A 753-nucleotide genomic window follows, 5' to 3' on the forward strand; every position below is an offset into this window, starting at 1 on the left:
AGAGCAGGGAGCTCCGAAAAGTTATTAAGAGTAAGGTTTATAGTTACCATTGTTTTTGCCGTAACATCATTACATAATTATAGAATTATAATTTTGTGTAGTGATGTTACACTTACTTTTATCACTAGATTTTGGGACTGAGTCGTGATTGAAGCTTTTTTATAAAAATTACTTTAACTTATCTTCATGTAATTAGAGAAATGAGCCAGAAAATTGTGAGTTGAAATAAATAAACCCATAATAACTAGAGTAAATTTTATTACATCAACTTTACCGGTTTTGAATAACTTAATATGAAAAAATACAAAAAAGTGATGAGTGATTATACTGCCGAGAGTTCATTGTTCTCGATTCTGAGTTCAACCGCGTAAGTACTTAATTATAATAATATTTTGAGTAGGTGAAAGTATGAGAAAAGAACTGATAGTTCTGTTAATAATATTAGGAGTATTCCTTGTAATAGGGTGTACTGGTAATGGAAATGAAGCTACAAACGAAACTGTTACTCCAGTCACAAATGAAACTGTTACAGCCACAAATGAAACGGGTGTAGCCACAAATGAAACGTCGGTTTCTGAGCAGAACCCTGGCGCTATAACAGTATCTGCCGCTGCCAGCCTTACCGAAGCTTTTACGGATATGGAATCCCAGTTTGAAACTGAAAACCCTGGCACGGATGTGAATTTAAATTTTGCGGGGTCAGGAAATCTGCGTAAGCAAATAGAAGGAGGAGCTCCAGTTRATGTTTTTGCT

General features: G+C 34.8%; 1 protein-coding gene. It reads left to right on the forward strand.

Translation table 11 applies throughout. From position 1 onward, the window contains the following. Nucleotides 1–408: 408 nt before the first annotated feature. Nucleotides 409–753 (forward strand): extracellular solute-binding protein (locus FXW07_RS07425; RefSeq protein WP_229394893.1); only part of this gene is annotated, 345 nt, incomplete at its 3' end.

This window comes from Methanosarcina sp. DH1 (assembly GCF_020804205.1).
Taxonomy (GTDB): Archaea; Halobacteriota; Methanosarcinia; order Methanosarcinales; family Methanosarcinaceae; genus Methanosarcina; species Methanosarcina vacuolata.